Below are 3,502 nucleotides of genomic sequence, written 5' to 3'. Positions count from 1 at the left end.
GCAGCTCCGCCTCTACGCCGTCGAGCTGCAGATGGCGCCGGTCAAGTCGGCGGTCCATATCGCTTGGGGCGATTTCCTGGCGGTTCGCCAGGGCGAGAAGAAGCTCGAGGATCTCGAGCATCTGAACCAGGCCGCCGCGGCGCTCGTCAACGACGTCGCCTGGTGGGCAAAGGTGCTCAAGGCGGCCCGCGCGGCCGACGCAATCACCGCGGAAGCCAAGGCGGCCTGAGCCGTCTACCCGAGACTATCCTCCCAAGGGATATGGGGCGGCGCTTGCGCCGCCCTTTTCAATTTACGGACGCTTCAGCCGATGGCCTCGGCCGCAGCAACATTGTACCAATAGCCTGGCCGGTTCGCGACGCAATATGCGACTGCCGGAGCGAGTGTCCTCCCCCAAGAAAGCGGCTCGTTCGCGCCCTACCACTTCATCTTGAAGCCGACTGTGCCGCCAAAAGCATGGCTGTCGCCGAAATCCTCCAGGCTGGTGCGTGCCAGCAGTTCGCCATGGACGGAGTAGCGATCGTCGGCCCAGCTCAGCGAGCCGCCGAGGCCAAGCCCGCCCCAGAGCGGCCGCGTCTGACTGACGAGCCTCGTGCCCGACACGTCGACATCGGAGCCGTCGAGGAAGTCGTAATAGAGGTTGGCGATGCCATAGACATGCGAGCGGCTCGACTGGCCGGTCAGGCCCTTCCATTCGCTCTCATAGTCGGCCGACAGGCCAAGGCGGCCGACCAGGCTGTCGCTGCCGTCGTTGGAGACGAGAGCGCCATAAGGATCGGTGAAATTGTCGAAGTCGACCGAGGCATAACTCAGCTGCGCCTGTGGCGTCAGCGACCAGTTGCCCTGCAGCGCGACCTTCCGGCCGGTCTCGATGCCGAGACCGTAGCCGAAGCCGTTGTTGCCCTTGGCAAGGGTCCGGCCCAAGGTCGAAGACGCAAGGTCGCTGTCGAACCAGGTCAACTCGGCCTTGGTGTCGACATAGAAGCCGCTCTTGCCATACCAGGTGAGCGTGCCGCCGAAGCCGTAGCCGGTCGTATCGATCGAGCCGACACCGAAGGCCGAAGAGACGTCCGACCTCACCGTGCCGTAATGAACGGTGACGCCGCCGAAAAGTGTTCCCGAGGCCGTTTCTGAAAGCAGCACATCGAGGCCGGCTTGCAGCCGCCAGAGGTCCGCGTCGTAGTCTGTGCCGGTCGTGCTGGTCCCCGGCTCGAATTCGCTGTGCGAGGCCTCAATGCGCCCCCAGATCGGACTGCCGCCTTGGTTTGCGCCCGTCGCCGACTGGTCGGCGACAGTCCATGAGCGGTTGCCGATGCGCTGCTGCAGCGTGCCGAGCTGGGTGAAGCTCTGCAGCACGCCGGCATAGGCCTCGTAGACCGGCACGGCCGGCGAATAGAGCGGCGAGGTCGGGCCACCCGGATCGACGGGGTTGATCAGCGCCGAGCGCAGATACCAGTCGCCGTCGGCCGGCGTGCTGATGCCGTTCTGATACAGCCTGTAGGCATAGGCGCCGGCCACTACGGCCTGGTCACCCTGAAAGACGTAGTCGCCCTGCAGATCGAACGTGCCGGCCGAGACACCGCCGACATCGATGATCTTGATGCCTTCGACCGTCTGCGCGCCGGCGCCGCCAAGGCCGATCACCTTGACGTTGGCGGTGCCCGAGGTGTCGCCAGTGATGACGAGCTTGTCGGTGGAGGAGGCGTCGCCATCGAGCATCGCCTCGACCTCGACCGTGCCGCCGGCGCCGACGTAATTGCCCTGGATGGTGAGCTGGCCGATCGAGTTGCCGGGCGCGATGACGCCGCCGACCTGCAGCGTCGTGTTGCCGACCGTGCCGTTGCCGCCGAGAGTGCCGCCACTCAGAATGGTGACGGCGGAGTCGGCGAGCGAGCCGTTGACCGAGAGCGTGCCGGCTTCGATCGTGGTCGCGCCGCTCAGCGTATTGGTGCCGGTGAGATTGAGATTGCCCAGACCCCGCTTGGTGAGGGTGCCGGTGCCGTCGATGGCCGCGGCAAAGCTGGCATTGGTCGACTGGTCGAAGACGAGCGCGGCGTCGTCGAGGATGTTGCCGGTGCCGAAGCTCGTTGCCTGGCCGATCAGCGTGCCGGCCGAGATTGTCGTGCCGCCGCTGTAGGTATTCGCACCAGTGAGCGTCGTGCTGCCCGCGCCCTGCTGGATCACCGCGCCGCTTCCCGAGATCGCGCCGGCAAGGATCATGTCGTTGGAGCGGTCGAACGCCAAAATGCCGTTGTTGGTCACGTTGCCGGTGATCGAGCCTGTCGCGCCGCCATTGCCGAGCTGCAGCGTGCCGGCGGAGATCGTCGTGCCGCCGTAGTTGTTGTCGCCGGTCAGGATCAGCGTGCCGGCGCCAAGCTTGCTGAGCGCGCCGCCGCCGATGATCGCCTGGCTAACGGCAAAATGATTGCCGGCATCGACGATATCGAAGCCGCCGCCCAGAGGTCCCCAAGTGATCGCGCGGTTCGTGCCGGTATAGCTTTGCCCGGTCACCTGCAGCACGCCGCCATTGAAGGTCAGGCCGCCGGCGGCGTCGCCGAGATTGGTGTCGGCCGCCACCGACAGCACGCCGTTGGACATCGTGGTTCCGCCGCTGTAGCTGTTGGCGCCGCTAAGCACGGTGGTACCGGTGCCGATCTGGCTCACCCCGCCGCTGCCGGAGATGGTGCCGGCATAGGTATAGGCGTCGGAGCGGTCGAAGGCGAGGGTGCCGTTGTTGGTTATGTCACCGAGGATCGAGCCGGTCGTGCCGCCATTGCCAAGCTGCAGCGTGCCCTGCGAAATCGTCCAGGCCTGCGTGGCGGTGTTGTCGGCGGTCAGCGCCCAAGTGCCGGTTCCGGTCTTCTGCAGGATGTCGAAGTTCCGGTACTGGCCGGTGGCGCCGATCGCGCCGTCGAGTATGGCGAACCCGTCGCCGCCGAGCCGCAGCGTGTCGCTCGTGCTCAGGATGCCGGCGATCACGTTGCCGATGATCTGCGAGCCGGCCTGAAGTTCCAGCGTCGAGTTGGATGCGACATTGTTGGCGAATTGGATTGCGGTGGTGGAGCCGGTGCCGGCGCGGATCGTGCCGCTGTTGACGACCGTGACAGGGAAAGGGAAACCTCCATCAGGACCGATCGCCGCTACGCCATTGCCGCCTTCCAAAGTACCATAGTTGGTGATCGAGATATTGGTTCCCCGGCTACGGATCGCGTAGTTGCCGGTTCCGACCCCGGTCAGGTCAGAGCCGCCACGGATCGTGCCGTAATTGACGACCGTCCCAGGCTTGGTGGCGCTACCGGTCACGAAGACGCCGGCGCCAGCATATCCGCCCTGGCTGTTGCCGCCCTGGATGATGCCGCTGGCATTGTTGATGATCGTTGCGCCGGTATTGTTGGCACTGACGCCGGCTCCATTGTTCCCGACAACGGCGCCGTTTATCCCGCTGCCGCCCGTGACGGTGCCGTTGTTGACGAAGGTCACGACATTCAGCAGCGTCACGCCG

General features: G+C 65.5%; 1 protein-coding gene and 1 pseudogene. One reads left to right on the top strand and one right to left on the bottom strand.

All coding sequences use genetic code 11. The features are described 5' to 3' along the window. A pseudogene (locus tag EN738_RS32410) lies at positions 1-229 on the top strand (FMN reductase); the annotation flags it as partial. Between the two features lie 188 nt (positions 230-417). On the opposite strand, the gene EN738_RS32405 reads toward EN738_RS32410, so the two are convergent. Continuing rightward, the coding region (locus tag EN738_RS32405; RefSeq protein WP_127287126.1) for an autotransporter outer membrane beta-barrel domain-containing protein at positions 418-3,502 on the bottom strand (3,085 nt) is incomplete at its 5' end.

The organism is Mesorhizobium sp. M4B.F.Ca.ET.017.02.2.1 (assembly GCF_003998955.1).
In the GTDB taxonomy this organism is placed as follows: Bacteria; Pseudomonadota; Alphaproteobacteria; order Rhizobiales; family Rhizobiaceae; genus Mesorhizobium; species Mesorhizobium abyssinicae.
Note: the sequence above shows the minus strand (reverse complement) of the source record. Positions and strands in the feature narration are given on the sequence as shown.